This is a genomic window from Amycolatopsis sp. NPDC005232 (assembly GCF_040607795.1).
Classification (GTDB): Bacteria; Actinomycetota; Actinomycetes; order Mycobacteriales; family Pseudonocardiaceae; genus Amycolatopsis.
Map to the genome: position 1 here is coordinate 373,250 of NZ_JBEXHL010000005.1, position 23,323 is coordinate 396,572.

General features: G+C 69.3%; 21 protein-coding genes. 12 read left to right on the forward strand and 9 right to left on the reverse strand.

The features are described 5' to 3' along the window. The first annotated feature begins 1 nt into the window (after position 1). The 5 genes from otsB to thpD all read left to right on the forward strand — a co-directional run bounded on the left by otsB (position 2) and on the right by thpD (position 7,068). Positions 2–3,325 carry a trehalose-phosphatase gene (otsB, locus tag ABZU76_RS13115; RefSeq protein ID WP_354868349.1) on the forward strand — a complete coding sequence of 1,108 codons (3,324 nt, stop codon included), beginning with the start codon at positions 2–4 and terminating at the stop codon, positions 3,323–3,325. Beyond that, complete coding sequence (locus tag ABZU76_RS13120) at positions 3,309–4,097, forward strand: HAD-IA family hydrolase (RefSeq protein WP_354868351.1); 789 nt, start codon at positions 3,309–3,311, stop codon at positions 4,095–4,097. The genes otsB and ABZU76_RS13120 overlap by 17 nt, the downstream gene beginning before the upstream one ends. Next, entirely contained in the window at positions 4,094–5,098 is a 1,005-nt protein-coding gene (locus tag ABZU76_RS13125) for an ROK family glucokinase (RefSeq protein ID WP_255638147.1), read from the forward strand. The genes ABZU76_RS13120 and ABZU76_RS13125 overlap by 4 nt, the downstream gene beginning before the upstream one ends. Before the next feature lie 194 nt (positions 5,099–5,292). Beyond that, positions 5,293–5,760, forward strand: a complete 468-nt coding sequence (locus ABZU76_RS13130; protein WP_354868353.1) for a hypothetical protein — start codon at positions 5,293–5,295, stop codon at positions 5,758–5,760. Between the two features lie 399 nt (positions 5,761–6,159). Then, complete coding sequence (gene thpD, locus ABZU76_RS13135) at positions 6,160–7,068, forward strand: ectoine hydroxylase (RefSeq protein ID WP_354868355.1); 909 nt, start codon at positions 6,160–6,162, stop codon at positions 7,066–7,068. Between the two features lie 146 nt (positions 7,069–7,214). On the opposite strand, the gene ABZU76_RS13140 is transcribed toward thpD, so the two are convergent. Continuing rightward, the gene (locus ABZU76_RS13140) at positions 7,215–7,919 is read right to left on the reverse strand and encodes a phosphatase PAP2 family protein (protein ID WP_354868358.1); all 705 of its coding nucleotides are present in this window, start codon (positions 7,917–7,919) and stop codon (positions 7,215–7,217) included. 147 nt (positions 7,920–8,066) lie between these two features. Between ABZU76_RS13140 and ABZU76_RS13145 the strand changes: the two genes are divergently transcribed. Genes ABZU76_RS13145 through ABZU76_RS13160 form a run of 4 tightly spaced genes read left to right on the forward strand, consistent with a single transcriptional unit; the run spans position 8,067 to position 12,884 of the window. Further along, a complete protein-coding gene (locus ABZU76_RS13145) occupies positions 8,067–8,759 on the forward strand; it encodes a response regulator transcription factor (protein WP_354868361.1) in 693 nt (230 codons plus the stop codon). Next, positions 8,756–10,162: an ATP-binding protein gene (locus ABZU76_RS13150; RefSeq protein ID WP_354868363.1), complete on the forward strand. Its 1,407-nt coding sequence runs from the start codon at positions 8,756–8,758 to the stop codon at positions 10,160–10,162. Before ABZU76_RS13145 ends, ABZU76_RS13150 begins: the two co-directional genes overlap by 4 nt. 56 nt (positions 10,163–10,218) lie before the next feature. Then, a complete protein-coding gene (locus tag ABZU76_RS13155) occupies positions 10,219–10,848 on the forward strand; it encodes a DUF998 domain-containing protein (RefSeq protein ID WP_354868365.1) in 630 nt (209 codons plus the stop codon). Further along, complete coding sequence (locus tag ABZU76_RS13160) at positions 10,845–12,884, forward strand: glycosyltransferase (protein WP_354868367.1); 2,040 nt, start codon at positions 10,845–10,847, stop codon at positions 12,882–12,884. Before ABZU76_RS13155 ends, ABZU76_RS13160 begins: the two co-directional genes overlap by 4 nt. Before the next feature lie 145 nt (positions 12,885–13,029). Here ABZU76_RS13160 and ABZU76_RS13165 read toward each other — a convergent pair whose 3' ends face one another. From ABZU76_RS13165 to ABZU76_RS13190, 6 genes are all read right to left on the reverse strand, one after another. Beyond that, positions 13,030–13,320: a hypothetical protein gene (locus ABZU76_RS13165; protein WP_354868369.1), complete on the reverse strand. Its 291-nt coding sequence runs from the start codon at positions 13,318–13,320 to the stop codon at positions 13,030–13,032. Between the two features lie 4 nt (positions 13,321–13,324). Beyond that, positions 13,325–13,879 carry a Clp protease N-terminal domain-containing protein gene (locus ABZU76_RS13170; RefSeq protein WP_354868371.1) on the reverse strand — a complete coding sequence of 185 codons (555 nt, stop codon included), beginning with the start codon at positions 13,877–13,879 and terminating at the stop codon, positions 13,325–13,327. Continuing rightward, positions 13,876–14,100, reverse strand: coding sequence for a helix-turn-helix domain-containing protein (locus ABZU76_RS13175; RefSeq protein ID WP_354868374.1), 225 nt, complete (start codon positions 14,098–14,100; stop codon positions 13,876–13,878). Before ABZU76_RS13175 ends, ABZU76_RS13170 begins: the two co-directional genes overlap by 4 nt. Before the next feature lie 176 nt (positions 14,101–14,276). After that, a complete protein-coding gene (locus ABZU76_RS13180) occupies positions 14,277–16,490 on the reverse strand; it encodes an MMPL family transporter (protein ID WP_354868377.1) in 2,214 nt (737 codons plus the stop codon). 118 nt (positions 16,491–16,608) lie between these two features. Next, a complete protein-coding gene (locus tag ABZU76_RS13185; RefSeq protein WP_266118072.1) occupies positions 16,609–16,854 on the reverse strand; it encodes a hypothetical protein in 246 nt (81 codons plus the stop codon). Further along, positions 16,854–17,189, reverse strand: coding sequence for an ArsR family transcriptional regulator (locus ABZU76_RS13190; RefSeq protein ID WP_220241663.1), 336 nt, complete (start codon positions 17,187–17,189; stop codon positions 16,854–16,856). The genes ABZU76_RS13185 and ABZU76_RS13190 overlap by 1 nt, the downstream gene beginning before the upstream one ends. 209 nt (positions 17,190–17,398) lie before the next feature. On the opposite strand from ABZU76_RS13190, the gene ABZU76_RS13195 reads away from it, so the two are divergent. Both ABZU76_RS13195 and ABZU76_RS13200 read left to right on the forward strand, forming a co-directional pair. Beyond that, the gene (locus tag ABZU76_RS13195) at positions 17,399–18,547 is read left to right on the forward strand and encodes a mandelate racemase/muconate lactonizing enzyme family protein (protein WP_354868381.1); all 1,149 of its coding nucleotides are present in this window, start codon (positions 17,399–17,401) and stop codon (positions 18,545–18,547) included. 81 nt (positions 18,548–18,628) lie between these two features. Continuing rightward, positions 18,629–20,056: an amino acid permease gene (locus tag ABZU76_RS13200; RefSeq protein ID WP_354868384.1), complete on the forward strand. Its 1,428-nt coding sequence runs from the start codon at positions 18,629–18,631 to the stop codon at positions 20,054–20,056. Here ABZU76_RS13200 and ABZU76_RS13205 read toward each other — a convergent pair. Both ABZU76_RS13205 and ABZU76_RS13210 read right to left on the reverse strand, forming a co-directional pair. Then, positions 20,014–21,486, reverse strand: a complete 1,473-nt coding sequence (locus tag ABZU76_RS13205) for a helix-turn-helix domain-containing protein (RefSeq protein WP_354868387.1) — start codon at positions 21,484–21,486, stop codon at positions 20,014–20,016. The genes ABZU76_RS13200 and ABZU76_RS13205 overlap by 43 nt on opposite strands. Positions 21,487–21,715: 229 nt before the next feature. After that, positions 21,716–22,309: a TetR/AcrR family transcriptional regulator gene (locus tag ABZU76_RS13210; protein ID WP_354868389.1), complete on the reverse strand. Its 594-nt coding sequence runs from the start codon at positions 22,307–22,309 to the stop codon at positions 21,716–21,718. A 124-nt stretch (positions 22,310–22,433) separates the two neighbouring features. Between ABZU76_RS13210 and ABZU76_RS13215 the strand changes: the two genes are divergently transcribed. Continuing rightward, complete coding sequence (locus ABZU76_RS13215) at positions 22,434–23,273, forward strand: alpha/beta hydrolase (protein WP_354868392.1); 840 nt, start codon at positions 22,434–22,436, stop codon at positions 23,271–23,273. Positions 23,274–23,323: the final 50 nt, after the last annotated feature.

Sequence of the window (23,323 nt, forward strand, 5' to 3'; positions counted from 1 at the left end):
GATGACCGAGCCGACGTCGACGGTCCGAGAACTTCCCCACGCGTTGCGTGACGGTGATCGGTTCGCGCAGCGGCTGGCCGGTCGGCGCCCGGCGGTGTTCCTCGACTACGACGGTGTGCTGGCCCCGATCGTGGACCACCCCGAGGACGCCCTGATCTCCGACCGCATGCGGGACACGGTGCGGGCGCTGGCGATGCGCTGCCCGGTTTGTGTGGTCAGCGGGCGTGACCGGCTCGACGTGCAGCGATTGATGGGGATCGACGACCTGGTGGTCGCCGGCAGCCACGGCTTCGACATCTGGAGTCCGGCCGCCGGCGAGATCCACCACGATGCCGCGAGCGGGTTCGAGGACGTCATCGGCGAGGTCACCGATCGGCTGCGCGCCGAAACCGGCTCGATCCCGGGCGTGCTGATCGAACCGAAGAAGGCCTCGGTCGCGGTGCACTACCGACGCGTCGACCCGGACCGGCGCCAACGGATCGCCACCGTGGTCCAGACCCTCCTCGCCGAGCATCCGGACCGGCTGAAGATGACGCCGGGCAAGATGGTCTACGAGCTTCAGCCGAAGATCGACTGGCACAAGGGCAAGGCCGTGCTCCACCTGCTCCGCGACCTGCACCTCGACTCGCCGGACGTGGTCCCGATCTACCTCGGCGACGACATCACCGACGAGGATGCCTTCCGGGCACTGGCCGGTCGCGGGGGAGCCGGCATCTTCGTCGGCACGGCCGATGATCCCGAAGTGGGTGATCGGAACACGTCGGCCGACTTCATCCTCTCCTCCCCGGATGAGGTGGCCCAGCTGCTGTCCACTTTGGCCGTCGGCGAGGGCCGGCCCCCGGACGAGGGGGAATCCGGGTCCGACTGCGTGCTCGTCTACGACCACTTCGACCCCGGCGCCGAAGGTCTGCGGGAGTCGCTGACGTCGACGGGCAACGGATACTTCTGCACCCGCGGCGCGGCCGAGTGGGAGGACGCCGACAAAGTCCACTACCCGGGCACCTACGCGCACGGCGGCTTCAACCGGGAAACCACCATCCTCGGGGGACGCCCGGTGCAGAACGAGGACCTGGTCAACCTGCCGAACTGGCTGGTGCTCAAGCTGCGCATCGAGGGCGAGGAGGCGATCAGGCTCGGCAACGTTGAACTGATCTCCTACGAGCACTCCTACGACATCCGGCTCGCGACCGTTCAGCGCGTCCTGCGCTTCCGCGACCGCGCCGGCCGGGAGACGACGCTGCGCAGCCGCCGCTTCGTGAGCATGGCCCACAGCCACCAGGCCGGCATCGAGTGGACGCTGACGCCCGAGAACTGGTCGGGTCGCGTCGAGGTGATCTCCGGGCTGGACGGCCGGGTGACCAACCAGCAGGTCGCCCGCTACCGCGAGCTGGAGGGACGTCACCTCGACCCGGTGTCTCCGCGCACTTTCGGTCCGGAGACCATCGCGCTGAAGGTGCAGACCCGGCAGTCGGACATCTATGTCACCGAGGCCGCCCGCACCCGCGTCTTCCTCGACGGTGAACAGCTTCCGGTGGCGCGCACCCTGGATCAGATGGATGACTACATCCAGCAGGTCATCACCTTCGACGTGGCGCGGGGCCGGCCGGTTCGGGTGGAGAAGATGGTGTCGCTGTTCACCTCGCACGACAACGCGATCACCGAGACGCTGGCGGCCGCGGGCCGGGGCGTCCTGCGCTACCCGGACTTCGCCGAGGCACTGGTGGAGCATGCTTCGGCGTGGAAGGAGCTGTGGGAGGTCTGCGACCTCGAGCTCCCTCGGGAACCACGGGTCGAACTGCTGCTGCGGTTCCACGTGGCGCACGTGTTGCAGGTCTGCTCCCGGCACACCGCACGGCACGACGCGGGTGTCCCGGCCCGGGGGCTCAACGGCGAGGCCTACCGCGGGCACGTGTTCTGGGACGAGCTCTTCATCTACCCGTTCCTCAACTTCCGGCTGCCCGGCATCACCCGCGGCTTTCTCCTCTACCGCTATCGCAGGCTCACCGAGGCCCGCGCGGCTGCCCGGGAAGCAGGCTTCCAGGGCGCGATGTTCCCGTGGCAGAGCGGCAGCGACGGCACCGAAGAGACCCAGGTCGTCCACCTCAACCCGCTCTCCGGTCAGTGGGACCCCGACCTCAGCCACAACCAGCGCCACGTCAACGCGGCCATCTTCTACAACGTCTGGCAGTACTACCAGGCCACCGACGACCGGGAGTTCCTGCGCGACTACGGCGCCGAGCTGATGCTCGAGATCGCACGATTCTGGGCCTCGATCGCCCGGTACGACCCGGAGCGCGACCGCTACGAGATCCACGGCGTGATGGGACCCGACGAGTTCCACGAGCGCTATCCCGGCAGCGAAGAAGGCGGTTTGCGCAACAACGCCTACACCAACGTGATGGTGGCCTGGATCGCCGACACCGCTCCGCGGGTGCTGAGGCTGTTGCCGGCCAGCCGCCGCGCCGCGCTGCGCGCCCGCCTCGGACTGACCGACGACGAGCTGCACACGTGGGACGAGATGAGCCGCAAGATGTACGTGCCGTTCCACCCGGACGGCATCATCAGCCAGTTCGAGGGTTACTTGGACCTGGACGAACTCGACTGGGAGCACTACCGGGCCGAGCATGCCAACATCCAGCGGCTGGACCGGATCCTCAAGGCTGAGGGCGAAGAACCCGACCGCTTCAAACTGGCCAAGCAGGCCGACGCGGTCATGTTGTTCTTCCTGTTCTCCGACGAGGAGCTACGCACTCTCTTCCGCCGGCTCGGCTACGAGCACGATGCGGAGCTGACCCGGCGCACGATCGACTACTACGACCGGCGCACCTCCCACGGTTCGACGCTGAGTCTCGTCACCCACGCCGGCGTGCTCGCCGCGCTGGACCCGAAGAGTTCCTGGGACCGGTTCATCGTGGCGCTGGAGAGCGACATCGGTGACGTCCAAGGAGGAACGACCAAGGAAGGCATCCACATGGGTGTCATGTCCGGGACCTTGGACCTGCTGCAGCGCTACTACGTCGGCAGCGCGGTGCGGGACGGCGTGCTGTACTTCGCGCCGACCCAGCTCAACCGGCTCGACGGCCTGGTTTTCTCGATGCAGTACCGCGGCGTACCGCTGCGGGTGTCGATCACAGGTGACGAGTTGACCGTCTTCGCGCTTCCCCAGGGCTTCCGCGGGCCGGTCTTCATCGGCGTCGGAGACGAGGTCCACGAGCTCGGGGCGGGGGACAGCCGGATCTTCACCCTGTCCCACGAGCCCGGACCCGCAACGCGGGAGAGCCACCCGGGCCACGCGGAAGGGAGTCACCATGGCGAAGGGCTTTGAGGGCGCGATCTTCGACGTCGACGGCGTGCTCGTCGACTCCCCGCACGAGCGGGCCTGGAAGGACTCGCTGCGCGAGCTGATGGAGACCGAGTGGGCCGACATCCGCGAGCGGACCACGTGGTCGGACGACCGCTTCACTCCCCAGGTCTACCAGCAGGTGATGTCCGGCAAACCCCGCGCCGCCGGAGCGCTGGCCGCCCTCGAGCACTTCGAGGTCCCCGACGCGAAGGCGCGCGTCGAGGTCTACGGCGCGCACAAACAGGACATGGTCATCAAGCTCATCGAGGCCGGCGAGTTCGAGGCCTACCCCGACGCGCTGCGCTTCGTCCTCGCGGTGAAGGCCGCGGGCATCCCGACCGCGGCGGCTTCGTCGTCGAAGAACGCCGGGCTTTTCCTTCGGCAGATCCGCCTCGACACTTTCGCCGCGCAGAACGGCCTTTCCCACGACTTCGTGACGCCCGGGCTGAGCCTGCTGGACTCCTTCGACGCCGACATCTCGGGCCGCGACTTCGCCCACGGCAAGCCACACCCGGAGATCTTCCTGACCGGCGCGGCCGAACTCGGCGTCGCCCCCGAAGACTGCTTCGTCGTCGAGGACGCGGCCAGCGGCATCGAGGCAGCCAAGGCCGGCCGGATGGCGGCGCTCGGTGTCGCCAGGGCCGACGACGAGGCGCTGCTCGCGGCCGCGCGGGCCGACCTCGTGGTGACCTCCCTCGACGAGATCGACGTCGCCGCGCTCGGGCGTCACGTGCTGGCCGGGCGGGCGTCGTGAACGCCCAGGCGCCGGCAGCGGAGACGGTTCCCCTGGCCGTCCGCGAAGCCCCTGAGGGGACGCTCGCCATCGGCGTCGACATCGGCGGCACCAAGATCGCCGCGGGGGTGGTCGACGAGGGCGGGCACATCGTCGCCCGCACCCGGCGTCCGACACCCGCCGACGACCCGTCGAAGACCCAGGAGTCCATCGCCGACGCCGTTCGCGAGCTGACCAGCGAGTACACCGTGGTCGGGGTCGGCCTCGGCGCGGCGGGTTTCGTCGACGAGAAGCGTTCGACCGTGATGTTCGCGCCGAACCTCGCCTGGCGGGACGAGCATTTGCGGGAATCGCTGGAGGACCGGCTCGGCATGCCGGTGATCGTGGAGAACGACGCCAACGCCGCCGCGTGGGCCGAGGCCCGGTTCGGCGCCGCCCGCGGCGAGACCCACGTCGTCATCCTGACCATCGGTACTGGGATCGGCGGCGGTGTCGTCCTCGACGGGAAGCTTTTCCGGGGCCGCTACGGGCTGGCCGGCGAGATCGGGCACTTCACCATCGTCCCCGACGGACGGCGCTGCGGATGCGGCCTGCACGGCTGCTGGGAGCAGTACGGCAGCGGGCGTGCGCTCGTCCTCGAGGCGCAGGAGCAGGCGACCGTCGCGCCCTCGATGGCCCCGGAGCTGCTGCGGCTCGCCGGGGGGCGTCCGGCGGGCATCACCGGCCACATCGTCACCGAGGCCGCGCGGTCCGGCGACGTGACCGCCCTGAACTGCTTCGACGAGCTGGGCAAATGGCTCGGGCGCGGGATGGCCGCGCTGGCCGCGATCCTCGACCCGGGCATGTTCGTCATCGCCGGCGGCGTGTGCGAGGCCGGGGAAATTCTCCGCGCGCCGACGGAGGCCGTCTTCCGCAAGAACCTCACCGGCCGCGGACACCGCCCGACCGCGAAGGTGCGGATCGCCGAGCTAGGCAACGAAGCTGGACTCGTGGGCGCCGCCGACCTGTCCCATCTGCGGTGAGCCCGTCGGGTTCGGGGCGCCGGTCGGGATTTTCGACCGGCAAGTCCTTTGTGGACCTTTCGACCCAGTGGTGCGCGGGTTCCGCCTGGTCTCGACGGCGATCGCCACGGCCCTTCGCCGTAGACCACGGCACGTGCGGCGACCTATCATGAGATTTCACAGCGTGTCAAGGGCTGACCGAGTGGGTGGTCTTCATGCGCAGTTACCTCGTGGTCGCGAACCAGACCCTCCTGGGTCCGGAGCTGCAGAACGAGCTCCACAAGAGAATCGAGGCGGGGCCGAGTTCCTTCTACGTGCTCGTCCCGAACACCGCCGCCGTGCACTACCACACGGTGCCCGCCGCCGGCGGCTTGATGCCGATGCCCAGCGTGGTGATGGACTTCGGTCGACCGGCCTCCGACGAGGAGGCGACAGCGCAGGCCCGGCAACGGCTGGACCAGGTGCTCGCCGACCTCGCCGAGTGGAAGGTTCAGGCGGACGGTGACCTCGGGAGCGCCCAGCCGCTCGAAGCCATCGAGAAGGTGCTCGCGGGCCGCGAGTTCGACGAGATCATCGTGGCCACGCTGCCCCGGCGCGCCTCCCGCTGGCTCCGGGCCGACCTGCCGCACCAAGCCGAGCGCCGGTTCGGCCTGCCGGTCACCACGATCACCACGAAACGCTGACCGGCCCGCGCGGCAATGAACTCGACGCAGAAGGAATCACCTTTTATTTGATCACGTGCGAGTCGGAAATTCACGGACCTGGTGAGGTGAGGATCCCGAGGGAAACATTCTCTCGTGATTCCGCGTCAGCTGACGCAGCTTTTCACGACGAACTTTTCACAGCACCGGCCCGGTAGCCGAAATCGATCCGCGGCCCGGGCCGGGTCCCGAGTTACGCAAGCATGCGACGGGTGCCTGCGAGGAAATCGTCGATCAGCCCGACTGTCTCCCAGCGCTGTTTCAGGACGGCATGCCGCGCCAAGGCGGGTGAGCGCTGCCGATCGCAGGAATTTTCACGTTAATGTGGATTCTGCTCGGGTTCGGGGGTACTCGCCCTGCCGTGGAATGGAAGGAACCGGGATGACGACGACGGGCACCACGACCGAAGACAGATATCCGACGCGGATCGGCGGTGAACCGGCGCTGCTGCGCCGGGAGGTGCCCGCGGTGTGGCCGGGTCGGCTGCGCGAGCCGTTCACCCCGGCCGAGCTGGCCGCTCACGCCGAACGGGGATATTCGATCGTCCCGTCGTCGGTCACGGAAGAGGAACTGGACCTGCTGCGTGCGGAGCTGGATCGACTCTGCGCCGACGAAACGCTGGCAGCGGACGAACGCGTGGTGCGAGAGAAGGCTTCCGGGGCAGTGCGGTCGATCTTCGAGGTCCACCGCATGAGCCCGCTCATCGCACGGTTGGTGCGCGATCCCCGTGTGCTGGACAGGGCCCGGCAACTGCTCGGCTCGGAGGTGTACGTGCACCAGAGCCGGATCAACTGCATGCCCGGCTTCCGCGGCAAGGGTTTCTACTGGCACTCCGACTTCGAGACCTGGCACGCCGAAGACGGCATGCCCGTTCCCCGCGCGGTCAGCCTGTCACTGGCACTGACGGACAACCACCCCTTCAACGGCGGCCTCATGGTGATGCCCGGTTCCCACCGGGAGTTCGCGCAGTGCGCCGGCGCCACCCCCGGGGACCACTACCGGGATTCACTCAAGGAACAACAGGTCGGCGTGCCCGACGAGACCACGATCGCGCGCCTGGCAGCGGCCCACGGGATCAACCAGTTCACCGGTCCTGCCGGGCACGCGCTGTGGTTCGACGCCAACCTCATGCACGGATCCGCCGACAACATCACTCCCTACCCGCGTTCCAATGTGTTCGTGGTCTTCAACAGCGTGGAGAACACCTTGCGGGAACCGTATGCCGCCGCCTCGCCGCGTCCGCCGTTCGTCGCCGCCCGCGACTTCACGCCCCTCATGCCCACGCACTGACGTTCTCGGCGCGGCCGCGGCCGTGTGGTAGCAGGGATCGTATTGCTCGTATGTCTGGCCACGCCTGGGCCACGTTCCGGACTTTTCCTTACGGTCACCGTTTTCCGCGCCACCGGACGAGATTCCGAGACCGACACGACCTCAGCTCAGTCGGGCGCGGTCGTCGGCTTTGCGCTGGAACGGCCGCCGGAGGGCAGCGCCCGGTGGACGGCGAGAGCGCCGCACAGCCACGCGGTCCCGAAGGCGATGCTGCCGATCACGTCGGTGGGCCAGTGGACGCCGAGGTACACCCGCGTCCACGCGATCGCCGCCACGTAGGTGCCCGCGACGATCCACACGGTCGCGCGCAGGACCGGCCGGTCGTGCAGCCGTTGCGCCGCGAGCCACGCGAGCATGCCCGCGGCCATGATCGCATCCGAGGTGTGGCCCGAGGGGAATGACTGGCCCGACGCGGTGACGGCCCAGTCGGCCTCGGGAGGTCGTGGCCGCGCGATCAGCGCGCAGAGCCCGTACCGGCACAACACGCCCAAACCGACGACCCCGGTGACCAATGCGGCGCGCGCCAGGCGGGCGCCGAGCGAGCCTCGCGTCAGGGCGATCGCGGCGAGGAACACCGCCGGCACGGCGAACGCCGAGGACGCGGTGCTCGTCAAGGTTGCGGCGAACGAGACCACCGCGGCGCAGCGGTGCGCGACGAGCCACGAGTGCACTGCGAGGTCGAATCCCTTCGTCCAGGGCAGGGTTCCGGTCGCCGAGACCGTCAACAGCAGGAAGACCAGCGTCGCGACTCCGGCGACGACGGCCGGGGCGAGCACCCGTCCGCCGGTCTCCGGTTCCGCGGTTTCGTGCACGAATCGACTGTAGGTTCTCGACGCTCAGCGGGAGGTTCGATCGAGGTCAACGACTTCGCAAGCGGATTTAACCGGCCGCTAACCGTGCGCTGACGGTCCGCTCAGCCACCCGTCGGTAACTTGCGTGAAAGAGACCCGGAGGCGCGAGTGCACGTCGTGATCGTCGATGACGAAGCCGCGCTGCGGGACTCGCTGTCGCGCACCCTGCGCTTCGAGGGCTACACGGTGTCGGTCGCGTCGGACGGGGCGCGTGGGCTGGAGCTGGTCAGGTCGCAGCGGCCGGACGGGGTGATCCTCGACGTGACCATGCCGGTCCTCGGCGGCATCGACAGCTGCCGGCTGCTCCGGGCCGAAGGCAACCACGTCCCGATCCTGATGCTCACGGCCCGCACCGGCATCGACGACCGGGTGGCCGGCCTCGATGCCGGTGCCGACGACTACCTGGTCAAGCCGTTCGCGTTGCAGGAGCTGCTCGCCCGGGTCCGCGCTCTGCTGCGTCGCACGGACTACGCCTCCGCCGCGACGGAGCTGCCGCCACCGCTGTCGTTCGCCGATCTGGTGCTGGACTCCTCCACCCGGGAGGTCACCCGCGGATCGCGGCCGCTTCGCCTCACCCGCACCGAGTTCTCGTTACTCGAGACCTTCCTGCGCAACCCGCGCCACGTGCTGACCCGCGCGGTGATGTTCGAACAGGTCTGGGGATACGACTTCGGCGCGGCGTCCAACGGCCTCGACGTCTACGTCGGCTCGCTGCGCCGCAAGCTCGAGGCCGGGGGAGAGCCCCGGCTGCTGCACACCGTGCGCGGCGTCGGCTACGTGTTGCGTGAGGACCCTTTGTGAAAGGGCGGCTCCCGGACCTGACGTTGCGGGCCCGGCTGACCGTGCTCGTGGTGGCAGCGGTCGCCGTCGCCGTGGTCGCAGTCTCGCTCACCTCTTGGCTGGTGACGCAGGCGAGCCTGTACCGGCAGTTCGACGCGCAGCTGCAGGCCTACGCCCAGGTGGCCGCGAAGTCCGCGTCGCCGGCCGACGCGCTGGCTACCTTGCGCTCGGCCGACCGTGACGGGCGCAGCACCGACCCGGACCACGGCATCGGCCTCACCGTCCAGTTCCTCGACGCCGCCGGCGTGCCCACCGGGGCCGCCGGGGAAGTGAGCGCCTTTCCGGTCGGCGCGCAGGCGCGGCAAGTCGCCGCCGGGGGGATCTCGGTCGGCTCCGAGGTCGACAAGATCGGTTCGGACCGTTACCGCGTCTGGATCGCCGCGCGTCCAGACGGCGGCGCGGTGCAGGTCGCCCGCGATTCGGAGGGTGTCGAGCACACCTTGGCCGATCTAGGGCTTTGGGAACTGCTGGTCGGCTTCGCCGGTGTCCTGGTCGCCGCGCTCATCGGCCGCGCCGTCGCGAAAACGGCGTTGCGGCCAGTGGACACGTTGACCACCGCGGCCGGCGAGGTCGCCCGCACCCAGGCTTTGGCGGCCGAGATCACCGTCAAGGGCCGTGGCGAGCTGGCGAACCTGGCCGAGTCGTTCAACGAGATGCTCGCCGCGCTGGCCACCTCGCGCGACGAACAGCGCCGCCTGGTCGAGGACGCCGGCCACGAGCTGCGCACGCCGCTGGCCAGCCTGCGCAACAACATCGAGCTGCTCATCCACGCGCAGACCCGGTCCGGGCTGCCCTCGGACGACCACGCCCGCCTGCTGGCCGACCTCGACACGCAGTCCGCCGAGCTCACCGACCTGGTCGGCGAGCTGGTGGAGCTGGCCACGGGGGACCGGTCACCCGAAGACGTGGAACACGTGGAGCTTGACGACCTCGTGCGTACGGCGGTGGACCGCGCGCGGCCACACGCGCCGGGGGTGGGGTTCGACCTGTCCGCCGAAGCCTCCGTGGTCCGGGGCCGGCCGGCCGCGCTCGAGCGCGCGGTGCTGAACATCCTGGGCAACGCCGCCAAGTGGAGTCCCGCCGGCGGCACCGTGACCGTCACCCTCACCGCCGAGCCGGGCGAAGCGCACCTCGTCGTGACCGACGAGGGCCCGGGCATCCCCGACACCGACCTGCCGCACGTGTTCGAACGCTTCTACCGGGCGGCGTCCGCTCGTTCGCTGCCCGGCTCCGGGCTCGGACTGGCCATCGTGCAGCAGGTCGTCGCGCAGCACCACGGCCGGGTGACCGCGTCGAACGGCGAGTGCGGCGGGGCTCGCTTCGAGCTGACCCTGCCCTGCGCGGCACCTGTCCGCGGTTCTTAACCAAACCGGGCTCGATCTTCATCATTTCCTCATCCAGGCTCACGATCGTGGGCGGAGTGAGGACCACTTCGCCTCGGCCGGCGCGGATCAGCCCCATCGCGTGGACCGCGATCGGACTGTGGACGGCCGCGTTAGCCCTGGTGGGCGGGCTGACCATCGGGTTCGCGCACCGCGTCGACCCGTTCCGCGACCCCGTCAGTGACTACGCGCTGCACCGCTGGGGCCGGGGCCTGTTCACGATCGCGGTGCTGCTCGTGCTCGCCGGCGGGATCGCCCTCGTCGTGGCAGCGCACCTGGCGGGGTTGCCGCGCGACCGTGCCGTGTCCGTCCTCTTCGGACTGTGGGTGGCCGGGCTGTTCCTCGTCCTGCTGTTCCAGGAAAACCCCAGCGCCACCGTCGTCACGGTGCACGGCGAAATCCACCGCTTCGGCGGCGCCGTGCTGTTCGCGTGCCTTCCGCTGGCGTGCCGTGCGCTGGTACGGCTCCTGCGCGCCGACCCCCGTTGGTCCCGTCACGCACCGCGGATCCGCTCGTGCGGCCGGCTGGCCTTCGTCACCGCAGCGGCGTTCGGGATCGCGCAGTTCGTCTCCGAGCTGCCCCAGGGACTGCTCGAACGAGTCGCGCTCGCCGCCGAGCTCGGCACCCTGGTGACCATCGCGCTCGTGGTGCGGACGGCGGCCCGATGACCCTCCTCGCCGTCGCCTTCGCACTGCTCGGTGCCTGCTTCTTCGCGGGATCCGTTGCCCTGCAACACAACGCCGTCCAGACCCGGAGCAGCGTCACGGGCCGGGTCAAGCTCGCGCGGCTGGCCCGGTCACGAACGTGGCAGGCGGGGGTCCTCCTCGGCGTCACCGGCACCGCCCTGCACCTGACCGCGTTGTCGCTCGCGCCCCTGGCCGTCGTCCAGCCGCTCGGGGTGCTCAGCCTCGTGCTGACCGTGCTTGCCGGCCGAGGCGCGGCGACCTCACGCCGAATCCGCGTCGCCGCCTCGGTCGTCTGCGTTGCTGTCGCCGGATTCGTGCTCACCTCGGCGACCGCGCCGACCCCACCCGCGCACATCACCACGAGCGCGGTCGTGCTCGCGGTGCTGGCCGGTCCGGTGGTGGCCGCGGCGGGGCTCGCGTGCCGGGGCCGTGCGCGCTGCCTCGGGCGCGCTGCCGCCGCAGCCGTGCTGTTCGGCCTCGGCGCCGCGGTGATGCGGGCGGCCGCGCTCAGCCTGTCCCATCTGCCGACCGCGGCCGGATTCGCGCTCGCGGGTGGAGCGCTGATCGCCGGTGGCGGCTGGCTGCTCCAGCAGGCCCACGCCGCCGGGCCCACCGCCGTCGTGGTCGCCGCCACGACAGTGCTCGACCCCCTCACCGCCGTCGCCGCCGACCAGTTGCTCTACGGCGAGGCACCTCACCTCTTGCCGGCACTCGCCACAGCACGCCTCGTCCTGGCGCTGGCCGCCGTGCTCGGCGTGCTCGTGCTGGCGGGCTCACTCAGCGGTCCCTCCGAACACGACAAGGAACCCCCCATGCCCGACTCGCGCCCCACCTCCGGCCTCCGGATCCTGCTCGGCGCCGACACGTTTCCGCCCGATGTCAACGGAGCCGCCCACTTCACCGCCCGGCTCGCCCACGGCTTGGCCGACCTCGGACACGACGTGCACGTGCTGCGACCCCGGCCCCGCGGCGACGACACGGACCACGGCCGCCTCACCATCCACGACGCCCGCGCCTTCGGGACGCCCTTTCACCCGACGTTCCGGATCAGCACGCCCGGCGGCGCCCGCCAGGCCGCGGAGGACGTGCTGGACCGGGTCCGGCCCGACGTCGTGCACGTCCAATCCCACTTCTCCGTCGGGCGTGCCCTGCTCGCAGCCGCGCGAGGCCGGGGCATCCCGACCGTCGCGACCAACCACTTCATGCCCGAGAACCTCCTCGGCTATGTGCGGCTGCCGCAGTCCCTCCGGCGCGCGCTGATCCGCGTCGGCTGGCGCGACCTGGTTCGCGTGTACCGCACGGTCGGGACCGTCACGACGCCGACACCGCGGGCCGCCGAACTGCTGGCGCGCAACGGACTCGAACGTCCCGTCCGCGTCATCTCGTGCGGGATCGACCTTGCCCACTACGCCGAACGCGCCACACCCGCCACGGGTGACGTCGCCGCCCTGTTCGTCGGCCGCCTCGACGCGGAGAAGAACGTCGACGAACTCGTCCGCGCCGTCGCCCGCCTGCCGCGCCTCCGCGCCGAAATCGTCGGCGACGGTTCATGCCATCCGGCACTGATGAGCCTCGCCGCCGAGCTCGGCGTGGCCGACCGCGTCTGTTTCCACGGCTTCGTCCCGGACGCCGACCTGGTCCGCATCTACGCCTGCTGCCAGATCTTCTGCATGCCCGGCACCGCCGAATTGCAGAGCATCGCCACCATGGAAGCCATGGCCGCCGGCCTGCCCGTCGTCGCGGCCGACGCGATGGCGCTGCCGCACCTCGTCCACCCCGGCGTCAACGGCCACCTCTACCCGCCGGGCGACATCGACGCGCTTGCCATCCGGCTGGACGAGCTGGCCGGCGACCCAGGCGCCCGCGCGTCGATGGGCGCGGCCGGCCGAGCGCTGGTGGCCCGCCACGACCTCGCCGACACACTCGAGAGCTTCGTTTCCGTGTACCGCCAAGCCTGCGGCGCGGCGCAACCGGCGGAGATCGAGGGGCGCCAACCGTCTGTTGCGCAAAGCTCGTGAGCGGGCGGAGCGCATGCTCCCGTGGATCATCGAATTCGCCAGAGCACAGCACAATCGCGGCCACATCGGCGGACACCGGCTGCGGGACGGGGCACTCTCGAACCATGGCTGCTCCGGCTTCGGTCACGACTGACCCGAGACGACGTCAGCCGGCCGCTTGGTTGTTGTCCTTTGTGGACGACCGTGCGAGCAGCAGCACGGCGACCACGATGGACACCAGCGGGGCGGCTCCGGCGACCGCGAGGGCCATGATCACCGGTAGTCCGGCGTGGGGAGCCGGACTGCCGGGAGGCGCGGGCGGCGGAGTGAAGCGCAGGCGTGAGTCCAGATGGTGCCAGCGGGTCACTTCCAAGTGGATGATGCGCCAGCTGCCGGCCCAGGCGGCCAGGCCTGTCGCGAGCAGCCACCACAGGCCCCGGCGGTTCCGGAGGGTCACGACGTCACCAGGTGCGTTCGAGAAGCGCCGTCCGAAGTGCAGGCGCGGAGATACCGAGGGCGCTCAGGATCGGCGGCACCATCCCGCCGGACGTGCCGACCACGACAGCGCCGAGGTGACTGGCCCCGGCGGGGGACACGCCACGGCGCCCGGCCTCGGTGACCGCGGCCCGCAGACAGGACCGGGCCCGACCGGTGATCGGCAGGTGTCCTGGTAGCCGCGGACGCCGGGTCCGCGGCCAGGGTGGCGGGATGGGGCCGAAGTTGGTCTCGAGCGCTTCCCGCACCGCGTCCAGGTCGATGCCGATCGCGGCGAGCGCCTCGGCGTCCACGTTGTCGAACGCCCGGCGTGGCCTGGCCAGGAGCCGGTCGGTCTGGGTGGCGACGCCGTCGGGGGTCAGGCCGTACTCCCTGGCCACCTCGCCTACTCGGGTGGGTGCGTTCGCGACCGCGAAGAGCAGGTGCTCGGAGCCGATCCCGGGGTGTCCGAGCGTGCGGGCGCGTTCCTGTGCCGTCCGCACGAGAGCACGGGCGTCCTCAGCGAACTGCCGGTTCCTCATTTCGGCCCCCGGATTCTGCGGCCGTGCTTGCGGTGCACCGTCTGCTTGCTCACGCCGAGCCGGGCCGCGATGTCCTGCCACGACCACCCCGACCGGCGCGCCCGATCCACCTGCAGCGTCTCCAACTCCTCCGCCAACGCTCGCAGCGCCGCCACCGCCCGCAACCCCACGTCGGGGTCGGAACTGGCCGCGCTCTCTGCGATCTCCGCTCGTGTCTTCATTTCGTCAACATAAGCTGACGATGCCAAGGTGTCAACATAAGCTGACGATTGCGATGGGTTCTTTGCTTGGCCACCAGGCGGGGCCGGCCGGAAGAACGGTCCGGCCGGCCCGGGATCAGGCGCCGAGTGGGGCAGGGATGGCAGTCCGCAAAGCCTTACGTCGGCCAGTTCGCAGGTCATCCGGGCCGCGTCCACCGTGACGGCTTCCAAGACCGTGGCGGCAGGAGTGCCAACGCGGCGGGCAGTAGCACTCCGCGGACGAGGGTGGCGTCGACAAGCACGGCGACGGCCATGCTCAAGCCCAGCATTTTGTACTCGATCGCGTCGAGCATGACGAAGACGCCGAAGACCGCGGTCATGATCACGGCCGCGCTCGTCACGACGCCGGCGCTGCGCCCGATCCCGCTCACGATCGCCTCGCGCAGGTCCATTCCGCTCTCGCGCCGTTCGCGGACCCGGCTCAGGATGAAGACGTGGTAGTCCATGCTCAGCCCGAACAGCATGACGAAGAGGAACATCGGCAGCCACGAGACCACGCCGCCGTAACTGGTGAAGCCGAAGACGGACGAGAGGTGGCCGTCCTGGAAGATCCAGGTCAGTGCGCCGTAGGCGGCGCCGATGGACAGCAGGTTGAGCACGATCGAGATGATCGGGATCGCGATCGAGCGGAAGGACACGGCCAGCAGGACGAATGCCATCAGGAGCACGGCGGCGAAGACGATCGGAATCCGCCCGGACAGCACGGCCGTGAAGTCGTAGGCGATCGCCGTTTTGCCGGTGACGGCATACTGGATGCCACTCACCTTCCCGAAGGTGGCCGGCAGAATGTCGGTCCTCAGGTCCTCCAGCGCTCGATAGGACTCCGGGTCGGTCACGGAACCGGCCAGTGGCACCCGGACCACCAGGGCGCGGCCCACCGTGACGGTGGTGATCGGCTGGGAAAGCAAGCCACCGCTCGTGGTTACGCGCCGGCCGAGGCCCGCCAGTGCCTGCGTAACTCCGGCTTTGTCGACGACGCCGCCGTCGTCGTCCCAGACAACGATCTTCGCGGGCGCGATCACGCCGGGAAACGCTTCGTTGACGCGGATCGCCGCGTCCATCGCGGGAACACTGCGGGGCACGCTGTGCAGGGCACCGGCGTCTTCCAACCGCATGCCTGACGCGGGCAGCGCGGCAATGATGAGCACCAGTGCGGCTGCGCCGCCCCAGGCCAGTGGGCGCCGGACCACCGTGCGGACCACCGCCGACCAGGCCCGGGATTCGGCGGCGGCCGTTCGCCGGCGGCCGATCCACGGCAGGCGTCCGCGGTCGATTCTCGGACCCAGCAGCGAAATGAGCGCAGGCAGGAACGTCACCGCGCCGGTCATCGCGGCGGCCACCACAACGGCGGTACCCAGACCGGCACCTCGCAGGTTGTCCAGGCCGGTGAACAGCATGGCGGACAAACAGAGGATCACCGTCACCCCGGACACAACGATGACGCGTCCGGACGTTCGGGCGGTGATCCTCAGTGCCTCGTCGTCGGTGTGTCCGGCAGCGCGTTCCTCGCGGACCCGACGGAGCGAGAAGAGGGTGTAATCGACTCCCACCGCCATCCCGATGAGCAGCACGATCGCGTTCACCGCGCTGTTGACGGGCACCGCCTTGTCGATCACCCCGAGCAGCCCGAACGCACCCGCCACGGCGGTCATGGCCAGCAGCACGGGCAGGACGGCGGCGACCAGCGCGCCGAACACGATCAGCAGGATCGCCAGGGTGAGCACCAACGAGATGAGCCCGGCACGCTCGACGTCGTGGCCGAGGGAGTCGTTGACCACGTCGTTCAGGCTGATGTCACCTGCCTGGGCGAGCCGCGCCTGCGGATGGCGTGCGGCCACCTGCCCGACGGCCTCGGTGGCAGCCCGGTAATGAGCCGAGGCCTGGTCGTCGGGGCCTGCGAGCACGAAGGTGACGAGGCCGGATCGGCCGTCGCCGGAAATCCGGCTCGAATCATCCAGTGGCGAAAGGACTTCGGCCACCGCGCCCGGTACGGCTCGAAGTGTCGCGACCAGATCATCGGTCGCGGCGCGGACTGCCGGGTTGGCCGAGAACGGCGCTCGTCCGGCGCTTTCTGGCTGCACCAGCACGTTCTCCCGCGCGGGCTCGTGCTTTCCCTGCGCATCGAGGGCGACTTCGGCGCGACCCGACTCGCCCGGGTCCACGGCCCGTGCACTGTCACCCGGGGCAACGGCGCTGATGAGCAGCGCAAGTGCGACCAGCGCGAGCCAACCGATGATCGCCGGCGCGCGGTGCTGCACGGACCACGCGGAGATCCGTTCGGCGACTGTTTCTCTGCGTTGCTGTTGAGATGGTGACGGCGCGCCGGTGCGGCTGCTGTCGGTGGGCAGCATGAAATACTGTCCTTTCGTGAGGACGGTTCCGTTGAGTGCTCGCCCGCGGGCGAGTTCGGTGCGTCTTCGCTCACCTGGGCCGTCGAGTGGCAGCTCGGCGGCCCAGGACTTCTCGTGACTACTCGACCTGCTGCAGGATCCGTTCGACGGAGTTCATCTGGGTCCTCATCTCGGTGAGCTGTCGTTCGATGTTCCGCAGCGAGGCGAGGCCTTCCTCGGCGAGCTTGCGGTAGTCGTCATCGCGAACGCGCCGCGCTTTCTCCCGCCGGACCGCTCCGATCTGCGTGGCCGTGACCACGATGATCACGATGACCAGCGCGAACATCCCGATCACGCCGGCCAGTTCCTGCAAGTTGCGATCCATCACCGGGTTCCTTCCGATTCGCCGGGCGTGGTCAGCGTGCGGACCGCGACCACCACGGCTTCAGGTGTCAGGTCCAGCACGAACGGCCGCACCTCGTAGAACTTCATTGCTTTCCCGTCTTCCGAGAGCTCCATCCGCGCCGACACCAGGTTGGCCGCTTCCAGCTTCCGCAGGTGAACCTGCAGCAGCGCGCGACTGATGCCCAGCTCACGCGCCAGTCTGCTGACGTAGTTGCGCTCACGGCTCAGTGCCGCGATCACCCGCAACCGGTGAGGGTTGGCCAGCGTCGCGAGGATCTGCACGAGCTCGTCCCCAGTCGGCACGGAGCTGCTCATAGTGAAACCCTGCACATGCAAAGAGAAGTTAGCAGGAGCTAGCGAAGATTGCCAGTAGCGGTCTTGATCTCCCCGGCGGTCGTTTGGAACTCCGCACAAGAAGCTCGCCCCATTTCCTGTAACACAAGCGAATGACCTGGTCCTTCGACACTCCGCATACTCCGTCCGTTCAACCGTGAGTGGTTCGCCGGTGTCGAAAGGTCCAGAGAGTGAAGATCACAGACGTACGTCTGGTTGCCCTGAGCGCGCCTCTGCCGGAACCGATTCCGTGGCTGGGAGGTGTGTTCCACGGGTTCGACCACGCCATCGTCGAGGTCGAGACCGAAGACGGCTTGGTCGGCCTCGGTGAGGTGACGCAGGCGACGGCCGCCGTGACGGCCGTGAGCAGCATCGTCGAAACGATGCGGCCGCTGGTGGTCGGCAAACGACTGAGCAGCGCGGCCGCACTGCGGGACCTGCTCGTGCGGAGCACGAGGTTCTGGGCGCGCGGCGGCCTGCCGGTGGGCGTCATCTCCGCGCTCGAGGTGGCGGCGTGGGACCTGCTCGCCCAGGAGCAGCACGTGCCTTTGTGGCGACTGCTCGGAGGCCTGGCCCACGCGCGGGTACGCGCCTACGCGAGCACCGGGCTGGGCCCGACCGTCGCCGCCGTCGTCGAGCAGGTGCGTGCCCAGCAGGCGGCCGGGTTCGACCTGGTCAAGGTCAGGGCGCGACCGACTGTGCCGGAGACCCTCGAGCTGCTCGATCGGGTCGCGGACGTTCTCCTGCCCGGAACGCGGTTCGCGCTCGACGGTGCGCAGGGCACAGTCGCGAGGCCGTGGACGTTCCAGGAAGCGGTCCGGATCGGACGCCGTCTGTCGGCATTGGACGCTGAGTGGTTCGAAGAACCCCGGCCCGCCGATGACCACGCCGGTTATGCCGAGCTGCGCCGCAAAGTCGACGTTCCCCTCGCCGGCGTCGAGACGTATACCTCCCGAGCCGACTTCCGGGCGCTGGCCAACAGTCGCGGAGTGGACGTTCTGCAACCCGACGCGACGATTGTCGGCGGGATCGGCGAGCTCAACGCGGTCGTGACGCTGGCCGAGTCGCACGGCCTCCGAGTCGTACCGCACACCTGGGGATCAGCGATCGCGATCATGGCGAACTATCACGCGGCGTTCGCCAACCCGAGCATCGAGCTCGTGGAGTTCTGCACCTACGACAACCCGCTGATGACCAGGCTGCTCGACGGCGTTCTGCAGATCGAGGGGGGTTCCGTCGCGCCTTCGCGAGCACCGGGGCTCGGGGTGGGCCTGCCGGCCGAGATCAGGGCGGAGTTCGCGAACGTGCGCCCGGGAACCGGTATTTCGGTCGCGGTCTGACGACCGCCAGGACCTGATCAGCTCAAGGGGGGCTTCGATCCCGCGCGCACCACCGGCGCAGAACAGAGCCAGGAGAACAAGATGGGCGAAACAACCAAAGAATCCGGAGCCGGCCTGAAGCGCCGGCTCAACTCTCGGCAAGTCAGCATGATCTCGCTCGGCGGCGTGATCGGCGCCGGCCTTTTCGTCGGGTCCGGGAGCGCCATCAAGACGGCCGGCCCCGGCGTTCTGGTCGCGTACGCCGCCGTCGGACTGCTGGTCGTGCTGATCATGCGCATGCTGACCGAAATGGCGGTCCACTCGCCGGACACGGGGTCCTTTTCGGCCTACGCCACTCGTGAATTCGGTGCGTGGGCGGGGATCGCGGTCGGGTACGTCTACGCCTACATCTGGATCGTGACCGCCGGCTTCGAGGCGACGGCGGCGGCGTCCATCCTCAGCGATCTGGTGCCGGCCGTTCCACCGTGGTTGTTCGCTCTTGTTTTCGTGGTGGTGATGACCGGCGTCAACCTCGTGGCGGTCGGCCTGTTCGGCGAGCTCGAGTTCTGGTTCGCGCTGGTCAAAGTGGTGACCATCGTCGCCTTCCTCGCCATCGGCGTGCTCGCCGTCTTCGGGATCCTGCCGGGGACATCCTCGCCCGGGTTGGAGAACCTGACCGGACACGGCGGATTCTTCCCCAGCGGGATCGGCAGTGTCGTCGTCGCCGCGCTCGTCGTGATGTTCTCCTACTTCGGCACGGAGGTCGTGACGGTCGCCGCCGGCGAAACGAAGAACGCCGCCCACACGCTGCGGAAAGCGATGCGCTCGGTCGTGCTGCGGATCCTGATTTTCTACATCGGATCAATCGCGATCATCGTGACCCTGTTGCCGTCCGACTCCCCGGCCGTCGCGTCGGCGCCGTTCGCTGCGGTGCTGGAACACCTCCGGATACCCGGCGCCTCCGCGGTCATGGAGATCGCCATCGTCACCGCCGTGCTCTCGAACCTCAACTCGGGCATCTACGCGAGTTCGCGAATGGTGTTCGGACTGGCGACGCACCAGCAGGCGCCGCGTGGCCTGATGCGGACCACGAAGCGCGGCGTGCCGCATTTGGCGATCCTCACCGCGTCCTGCGGTGGTTTTGTCACCGTGGCGGCCGACTACTTCCTGCCGACCGAGACGGTTTTCACCTTCTTGCTGAGCTCGATCGGCGGGATGGCGCTCGTCGTCTATCTGGCGATCGCCCTGACGCAGCTGAAGGCGCGCTTCCGCATGACCGCGTCGCAAACGGACGCGCTCCAGGTCCGGATGTGGGGACACCCGGTGCTCGGCATCGTCGTGGTCGCCGCGTTGTTCGCCGTGCTGGTGGGCTTCCTGGTCGATCCCGGCAACCGCGGGTCGACGGTGATGAGCATCGGAGTGACGGTCCTCGCGTGCGCACTGGGCGCGGTGCACCAGTTGCGTCGCCGGAACTCGGTCCGATCCGCTCAGCCGGCCGTCCTCGCCGAACTCGACGCGACACGGGACTGATGACGGGGCGCCGGAGTGAGCCCGGCGCCCCGCCGTTCCAGCACCGCGAGCTGGAGGTGCAGAACCAGCCGGTTGTCCGGATTATCCAGGTCGACGTCGAGCATCTTCCGGATCACTCCGAGGCGGTATCGAATCGTGTTGGGGTGTACCCCGAGCCCGCGCGCAGTCGCTTTGACGTCGCCGAAGTGTTCGAGATAACGGCGAAGGGTCAGGACGTAAGCGGTGCCGTGCTCCGCGTCGTGGCGCAACAGTGGCAGGGCACCGCCTGAACCCCAGGTGTCGTCCTCGGGGCGTGCGGCGAGAGTTCGCAGACACAGCGCTCCCCACACATGGCGCACCTCGTAGAGCCGTGGAAGTCGCGGCGCCTCCTCCAACACGGCACGCGCGCGCTCGAACAGTGCCCCGAGTTCCGCGGCCGAGCCTTCGACCACGGTTGCCGTCGCGCCGGTGTTGGTGATGGATGAACCTGTCCGGTCGCGGAGCTTGTCGTCGGCGCGATCGATGACCGCGAGGACTTCGTCGAGCACGACGACGATGCGGGAATCCCGGTCAGTCTCAAGCCGGGCGCGAAGCCGATCGAGCTCGCCCGGGCCGTCGGCGGGAGTCGGAAAGCGGGCAGCGAACACGACGACTTGCGAAGCCGGTGCCAACCCGATCCGGTTGAGAGTCGTGGCGTCGGGGTGCTCGAGCGCCGAACGCACCAGCGCGGTACGCCGCGCCGACTCGGCGAGCCGGCTGGTCCCGAGCAGGGACACCGCTCGCCCCATCGCGGCGGTCGCCCGGCGGATCGACTCCGCGAGCGCCTGGACCTCGTCCTCGGTCAGCTCCGGCCCGGGCAACGCAGCCCAGACGTAACCGCTCACTGCTCGGTCTCCGGGAAGCTCGGCCACGAGCCGATCCTGCGCCCCGGGCATGGTGAACCGGATGGGTGTGCCTCCGGCCATCGCCCGCGGTTGCACTCCGTGCCGTCGGAGCAGAACCGACGTCGGCCACACCGAGCGCTTCGCCAGGATCGCGTCGCGCCGCCAGTCGTCGATCTGCTCACCGCCGGCCGAATGCGCGAGCACGTGGCCCGCGATGTCTTCGACCAGGATGTTCGCGCCGACCTCGCCCGCCAGGTCGTCCACGAGCTCCGACAACGAAGCACCAGCCGCCGCCGGACCGGCATTCGTCCCCACCATGCCGGAGATCGCGGAAAGGAAATCCAGCCACGGGACTTTCCGCTCGGCGACCAGCACAGCCGGGCCTTCGTCCGTTCGCCAGGCACGGTCGAGTTCGGTGCTCGCCTTGAGCACGACAGCCGCGACGCCCGCTGTGAGCAGTCGGATCCCCTCCGGTCCGGGAGGCTCGGACCCGTCCACACCGGTGAGGACCACGATGTGTCCGCTGCCGGCACCGGCGCTCTGAACCGAGTCCGTGGGATCCGACACCACCACCGCGCGAACCCCACGTTCGAGCTGCCGTGCTGTCGCGCCCGGCGCCGAACACAAGCCGGTCAACCCGTCGACAACGCAGCCCAAGGGGATGTCTGTTGGGTGGATGTCCACAGCGGAGCCTCGCCTTCGCCGTCAGCTCGCCTCGCGGCGGCGGTATCCGCCGAGGGTAACCGGCGGCTCCAACTCCGGTCATCCTCCTGCGCGCACTCAGTTGTCCGGCTGATCAGGGAGAAGTGCTGCCACCGCCGTCAATGGCGGCGGTGACGCAGCGAAGCGTGGCCGCACGGATGGCGCGGCTTCGTTCGCCCGACGGGAGAGCGCGTGCGATCGTGACGGCGCCGACGACCGAGGCGACCAGTGCCCACGCGCGTTCTGTCTGCTCGCCCGGTGAGCCGGGCATGGCCGGAGTGAGCAACTCGACCAGGGCCGCCATCCGACGCTCGTACGTCTCCCGAACCGCCTCACTCGCGCGCGCGACGTCTCCGCTGAGCGCCGGCATGAGACACCCGTCCGCGATTGCCGCGCAGTGCTCGTCGCTCAGGTAGAACTGGAGGAACTCCACGAGACGACGCCGGCGCTCGTCCGGGTCGGGGGCGTCGATCACGGTGAACTCGACGCCGAGCTGCTCCTCCACCACCTGCTCGAGGAACGCCTCCTTGCTGCCGAAGTTGGAGTAGATCGCGCCCGAGGTCACGTCGGCCGCAGCAGCGAGGCCGTCGACGCCGACTCCGTGGAAGCCTTTCTCCTTCAGCGGGCGAGCGGCCGCGGTCAGGATCGCGGCGCGTGCCATCTCCTTGTGGTCTTTCGGGTAACGCACGTCGAGTCCTCGTCTTCCCACTTGCCTTCACGCTGCCACCACCATACGATAGCGATCGTTATATAGCGACCGTTATCCCATGACGGGTCACTGCCCCGAACAAGGAGAGGTACGAGGACCACCCATGTCTACAAGCCACAACGAAGCCGCTACCCGCACGGTGGACGTCGACGGAACGCCCTTCGCCTATCGGGAAATCGGCGCCGGATCGGGTGTTCCGGTCGTCTTGCTGCACCACTTCACGGCCAACCTCGACGACTGGGATCCCACCGTGGTCGACGGCCTGGCCGCCGAGCGGCATGTCATCCTGGTGGACCTGCGCGGAGTGGGTGCTTCGGGCGGCACCACGCCCGACAGCGTCGAGGCCATGGCCGCTGACGCCGTTGCTTTCGTGCAGGCGCTTGGCCTGACCAGCGTTGACCTGCTGGGCTTCTCTCTGGGTGGCATGGTCGCGCAGGCCTTCGTTCAGCAGGAGCCGGCCCTGGTCCGCCGCCTGATCCTGGCCGGCACGTCGCCGGCGGGCGATGCGGGACCGGCCAACGCGTTCGGCGTGCTGCAGAGTTCGGTCGAAAAGGCCACCGCCACGGGCAGGCACCCGAAGCACGTCCTGTTCTTCTCGCAGACCGACGCCAGCCAGGCCGCGGCCGACGCGTTCCTCGCCCGGCTCGACGAGCGCACCACCGACCGGGACGCCGCGGTCACCAACGAGACCATCGGGGCCCAGGCCACCGCACTGGCCAAATGGGAGCAGAGCAGTTCGCCGACCGGCCTCGCGAACGTCTCGCAGCCCGCTCTGGTGATCAACGGTGACGACGACATCATGATTCCGACCATCAGCTCGGTCAACCTCGCGCACGTGCTGCCCCATGCCCAGCTGGGCATCTACCCGGACGCCGGTCACGGCGCGCTCTTCCAGTACCCCCAGCTGTTCGTCCAGCAGGTCCTGGACTTCCTCCGCGACTGACCGCCGCGACGACGAGATCCGAGCACCGGGTCGCGTGACCGCGGCCCGGT

What these genes read in the sequence shown, in the direction of transcription:
- otsB (WP_354868349.1), top strand. Translation starts at nt 2, where the DNA reads ATGACCGAGCCGACGTCGACGGTCCGAGAACTTCCCCACGCGTTGCGT.
- ABZU76_RS13120 (WP_354868351.1), top strand. Translation starts at nt 3,309, where the DNA reads ATGGCGAAGGGCTTTGAGGGCGCGATCTTCGACGTCGACGGCGTGCTC.
- ABZU76_RS13130 (WP_354868353.1), top strand. Translation starts at nt 5,293, where the DNA reads ATGCGCAGTTACCTCGTGGTCGCGAACCAGACCCTCCTGGGTCCGGAG.
- thpD (WP_354868355.1), top strand. Translation starts at nt 6,160, where the DNA reads ATGACGACGACGGGCACCACGACCGAAGACAGATATCCGACGCGGATC.
- ABZU76_RS13160 (WP_354868367.1), top strand. Translation starts at nt 10,845, where the DNA reads ATGACCCTCCTCGCCGTCGCCTTCGCACTGCTCGGTGCCTGCTTCTTC.
- ABZU76_RS13170 (WP_354868371.1), bottom strand. Translation starts at nt 13,879, where the DNA reads ATGAGGAACCGGCAGTTCGCTGAGGACGCCCGTGCTCTCGTGCGGACG.
- ABZU76_RS13175 (WP_354868374.1), bottom strand. Translation starts at nt 14,100, where the DNA reads ATGAAGACACGAGCGGAGATCGCAGAGAGCGCGGCCAGTTCCGACCCC.
- ABZU76_RS13180 (WP_354868377.1), bottom strand. Translation starts at nt 16,490, where the DNA reads ATGCTGCCCACCGACAGCAGCCGCACCGGCGCGCCGTCACCATCTCAA.
- ABZU76_RS13185 (WP_266118072.1), bottom strand. Translation starts at nt 16,854, where the DNA reads ATGGATCGCAACTTGCAGGAACTGGCCGGCGTGATCGGGATGTTCGCG.
- ABZU76_RS13190 (WP_220241663.1), bottom strand. Translation starts at nt 17,189, where the DNA reads ATGAGCAGCTCCGTGCCGACTGGGGACGAGCTCGTGCAGATCCTCGCG.
- ABZU76_RS13200 (WP_354868384.1), top strand. Translation starts at nt 18,629, where the DNA reads ATGGGCGAAACAACCAAAGAATCCGGAGCCGGCCTGAAGCGCCGGCTC.
- ABZU76_RS13215 (WP_354868392.1), top strand. Translation starts at nt 22,434, where the DNA reads ATGTCTACAAGCCACAACGAAGCCGCTACCCGCACGGTGGACGTCGAC.